The 2,942-nt window shown below is 71.4% G+C and carries 2 protein-coding genes; both read left to right on the forward strand.

All coding sequences use genetic code 11. The features are described 5' to 3' along the window. Positions 1 to 359: 359 nt before the first annotated feature. Positions 360 to 1,856 carry a N,N-dimethylformamidase beta subunit family domain-containing protein gene (locus tag ABZS97_RS43725; protein WP_356149588.1) on the forward strand — a complete coding sequence of 499 codons (1,497 nt, stop codon included), beginning with the start codon at positions 360 to 362 and terminating at the stop codon, positions 1,854 to 1,856. Between the two features lie 71 nt (positions 1,857 to 1,927). Next, the gene (locus ABZS97_RS43730; RefSeq protein WP_356149591.1) at positions 1,928 to 2,827 is read left to right on the forward strand and encodes a phosphoribosylaminoimidazolesuccinocarboxamide synthase; all 900 of its coding nucleotides are present in this window, start codon (positions 1,928 to 1,930) and stop codon (positions 2,825 to 2,827) included. Positions 2,828 to 2,942 lie beyond the last annotated feature (115 nt).

Here is a 2,942-nt window from a genome sequence, read left to right on the forward strand (position 1 = left end):
CCCACGCGGCGACGGGCAAGACGTACCGGCACGGACCCGACCCACAACACACCCCCCTGCGAACGGCGCCCACGCCAGCAGACGGCACGGACCCGCCCCACCCACCGGCCCCCACGCGAACGGCTCCCACGCCAGCAGACGGCACGGACCCGACCCACCCACCGGCCCCACGCGAACGGCGCCCACGCCAGCAGACGGCACGGAGCCGACCCACCCACCGCACCGCACCGCGAACGGCGCCCCCGCCAGAAATTCGCGACGAACGGTAACGACCCGCATGCGTAATGTGATGTGCTGGGTCCGGTCATGCGCACAGCAAGGGATTGCGAGCCGACGGGGGCACGAGGGAGGGAGCCGGCATGGGATCCGAGCACGTACGCCGCTGGGAGTCGGGAGCACTCGCGCACGCCGTGACGGACCCCTTCGGCCAGGGCCCCGTCCCCTGGCTCCGCGGCAGCGAGACCTACTTCGACGACACCGGCCACGTGGTCCCCTGGTACGTGGACCTCGCCCCAGGCCGCTCCCCCCACGAGCCCACCCCCAGAATCCCCACCCCTCGCCAGGCCGGAGGCCCCCGCTCCGCAGACGACGTCCGCCGCCAGATCAAGGGCTTCTCCTCCACCGGAGCGGCCGCGCCGGGCGAGGCCATCGACTTCCACATCACCGTCGACCCGCCCCAGGAATTCAGCGTCGACATCTACCGCATCGGCCACTACGGCGGCGACGGCGCATCGAAGATCACCACGAGCCCCCGCCTGTCCGGCATCGTCCAGCCCCCGCCCCTCACCGCGGACCGCACGGTCTCCTGCCATCACTGGTGGCTGTCATGGCGGCTGCAGATCCCTTCCTACTGGAGCCTCGGCGCGTACGTCGCCGTCCTCACCACGATCGACGGCTACCGCTCGCACATCCCGTTCACCATCCGGGACGACCGCCCCGCCGACCTGCTGCTCCTGCTTCCCGACATCACCTGGCAGGCGTACAACCTCTATCCGGAGGACGGCCGCACGGGCGCGAGCCTCTACCACGCGTGGGACGACGAGGGCCGGCTCCTCGGCGAGGCGGACGCCGCGACGACGGTGTCCTTCGACCGTCCGTACGCGGGCGCGGGCCTGCCCCTCCACGTGGGCCACGCCTACGACTTCATCCGCTGGGCGGAGCGCTACGGCTACGACCTCGCCTACGCAGACGCCCGCGACCTGCACGCCGGCCGAGTCGACCCGACCCGCTACCGGGGCCTGGTCTTCCCGGGCCACGACGAGTACTGGTCGACCCAGATGCGCCGCACCACGGAGCGCGCCCGCGACCACGGCACCTCCCTCGTCTTCCTCTCCGCCAACACCCTGTACTGGCAGGTGGAGTTGGGCCCGTCCCCGTCCGGCGTCGGCGACCGCCTCCTCACCTGCCTCAAGCGCCGCTGCCCGGGCAAACCGGCCCTGTGGCGTGAGATCGACCGCCCGGAGCAGCAGCTCATCGGCATCCAGTACGCGGGACGGGTCCCGGAGCCGAGCCCCTTGGTGGTCCGCAACGCCGATCACTGGCTGTGGGACGCGACCGGCGCGCACGAGGGCGACGAACTCGAAGGCATGGTCGCGGGCGAGGCCGACCGCTACTTCCCGCGCGCCCCGCTCCCCGAGCACCAGGGCCGCATCCTCCTCGCGCACTCCCCGTACCGGGACAGCGAGGGCACCACCCGACACCAGGAGACCTCCCTCTACCGTGCCCCGTCCGGCGCCTTGGTCTTCGCCTCCGGAACGTTTGCCTGGTCCCCGTCCCTGGACCGTCCGGGGCACGTGGACACCCGTATCCAGCGCGCGACCGCAAACCTTCTGGACCGCATCTGCAAACGCGACTGAACCCCCTGTCCGCGGCGCGCTCCCGGATACGGGAGAATCGAGCCATTCAGACAGAACCACGGGGAGGAACCGTGTCCGGATTCGTCGAAAAGCCCGAGCCCCTCCAGGTCCCGGGTCTGGTGCATCTGCACACCGGCAAGGTGCGCGACCTGTACCAGAACGAGGCGGGCGACCTCATCATGGTTGCCAGCGATCGCCTGTCGGCCTACGACTGGGTGCTCCCCACGGAGATCCCCGACAAGGGCCGCGTACTCACCCAGCTTTCCCTCTGGTGGTTCGACCAGCTCGCTGACCTGGCGCCGAATCACGTCCTGAGCACCGAACTCCCGCCGGGCGCCCCGGCCGACTGGCTCGGCCGTACGCTCGTGTGCAAGTCGCTGCGGATGGTTCCGGTGGAGTGTGTGGCGCGCGGCTACCTCACCGGCTCGGGCCTGGTCGAGTACAACGAGTCCCGCACCGTCTGCGGACTCGCGCTCCCCGAGGGCCTGACCGACGGCTCGGAGCTGCCGGCGCCGATCTTCACCCCGGCCACCAAGGCCGCGGTCGGCGAGCACGACGAGAACGTGCCGTACGAGGAGGTCGCCCGCCAGGTGGGCGCCGACACCGCGGCCCAGCTGCGTCAGACGACGCTCGCCGTCTACGGCCGCGCCCGCGACATCGCGCGCGAGCGGGGCATCATCCTCGCGGACACGAAGTTCGAGTTCGGCTTCGAGGGGGAGACGCTCGTCCTCGCCGACGAGGTGCTGACCCCGGACTCGTCGCGCTTCTGGCCCGCCGAGTCGTGGCAGCCGGGCCGCGCCCAGCCGTCGTACGACAAGCAGTTCGTGCGCGACTGGCTGACCTCCGCCGAGTCCGGCTGGGACCGCAGGAGCGAGCAGCCGCCGCCCGCCCTGCCCCAGCAGGTCGTGGACGCGACGCGCGCGAAGTACATCGACGCGTACGAGCGCCTGACGGGCGCGAACTGGTCGTGACGGCACCACGCCGGCCCCGTTTCAGCGGGGCCGGCGGATGGCGAACGTACGACGAAGGCCCCGGTCAACCGACCGGGGCCTTCGTTCTGCGGAGCGGACGACCAGGTTCGAACTG

Source organism: Streptomyces sp. NPDC005485, assembly GCF_040606085.1.
In the GTDB taxonomy this organism is placed as follows: domain Bacteria; phylum Actinomycetota; class Actinomycetes; order Streptomycetales; family Streptomycetaceae; genus Streptomyces.

What these genes read in the sequence shown, in the direction of transcription:
- ABZS97_RS43725 (WP_356149588.1), top strand. Translation starts at nt 360, where the DNA reads ATGGGATCCGAGCACGTACGCCGCTGGGAGTCGGGAGCACTCGCGCAC.